Genomic DNA, 1115 nt, shown 5'->3' on the forward strand with positions numbered 1-1115 from the left:
CCGCCATTCTGGTCGCCGGTGTGTCGTTTGCCATTCCGCAGTTCCTGGTCTCCAACTACATCGGCCCTGAGCTGGTGGACATCATTGCGGCCATCGTCTCCATGGCGAGCCTGATCGCGTTCCTGCGCGTGTGGCAGCCCAAGAAGATCTGGACCTCGCCCTCGATGCGCGGCCACGACCCCAGTGCTGGCGAAACCAAGCCCGCCCAGGCCCCGGTGCGCTATTCACGCGCTCAGCTGATCAATGCCTGGATGCCCTGGGTGATCCTGTCGGTGTGTGTGTTTGTCTGGGGGCTGCCATCGGTCAAGGCATGGCTCAATGGCATTTTCTCGCCAGCCTTCCCGATGGACGGGCTGCACAACCTCATCGAGAAGATGCCGCCTGTGGTGCCCAAGCCCACCAAGGAAGGCGCGGTCTACACGCTGAACCTGCTGTCGGCCACCGGCACGGGCATCTTGCTGTCTGCGCTGGTCAGCGCCCTGCTCATGCGCTACAGCCCCGTCGCTATCGTTGGTACGTTCTTCCGCACCGTCTGGCTGGTGCGCTATTCGCTGCTGACCATCGTGCTCATGCTGGCACTGGGCACGCTCACCCGCTACTCGGGCACGGACACCACCCTGGGTCTGGCGTTTGCCAACACCGGTGTGCTGTACCCCTTCTTTGGCACCCTCATGGGGTGGCTGGGTGTGGCGCTGACCGGCTCGGACACGGCCTCCAACGTGCTGTTCGGGGGCATGCAGAAGGTGGCGGCCGAACAGCTGGGCCTTTCGCCCAACCTCATGGGCGCCGCCAACAGCTCGGGCGGCGTGATGGGCAAGATGATCGATGCGCAGTCGATTGTTGTGGCCTCTACCGCCACCCGCTGGTTCAACCATGAAGGGGACATCCTGCGCTTCGTCTTCTTCCACTCGATCGCGCTGGCCTGCCTGGTGGGGCTGTTGGTGAGCCTGCAGGCTTATGTGTGGCCCTTCACGTCCATGGTGGTGCGATAGCGGGTCGACAGAGTCTCCCTTCCCGCCCCCTGCGGCGGGTGTGCGCCGCGCCACCGGGGGCTTTGGGGCAAAAGCTTCCAAGAGACCTGTGCCCAGCGCCCGCCGTATCGGGCTACAGGGCTC

The 1115-nt window shown here is 64.5% G+C and carries 1 protein-coding gene; it reads left to right on the forward strand.

The genetic code is table 11. The features are described 5' to 3' along the window. A partial coding sequence (locus tag DBR23_RS25530; RefSeq protein WP_146191447.1) for an L-lactate permease occupies window positions 1-992 on the forward strand: 992 nt, incomplete at its 5' end. Window positions 993-1115 lie beyond the last annotated feature (123 nt).

This window comes from Acidovorax sp. HMWF018 (assembly GCF_003061035.1).
In the GTDB taxonomy this organism is placed as follows: Bacteria; Pseudomonadota; Gammaproteobacteria; order Burkholderiales; family Burkholderiaceae_C; genus Acidovorax; species Acidovorax delafieldii.